The 267-nt window shown below is 61.0% G+C and carries 1 protein-coding gene; it reads left to right on the plus strand.

From position 1 onward, the window contains the following. Positions 1-246: NUDIX hydrolase (locus AC0MA3_RS26560; protein WP_474658355.1), on the plus strand; the 246-nt coding region annotated here is incomplete at its 5' end. Positions 247-267 lie beyond the last annotated feature (21 nt).

Below are 267 nucleotides of genomic sequence, written 5' to 3' on the forward strand. Positions count from 1 at the left end.
GGCCTCCGCGCGTCAGAAGTGTCCTATCTCGACACGGTTGTCTTCGATTATTCGACGCCGGAATTTCCCGCCCCCCGGCCCTATCACCTCGCGGTTTTCCTGGCGCATGATCCTGAGGGCGAGGCTGTTGCTGCCGATGATGCGGCGGCGGTCCACTGGCTGAAAGTCGAGGAAATGGCGAGCTTTGATGTCACCGCCAGCGTCCTCGACATGGCCCGGACCCTGGCGCAAGGCTTCAAAAATTGAGGGTATTGCCGCATTGCGCCT

The organism is Paenibacillus sp. LS-5 (assembly GCF_056121505.1).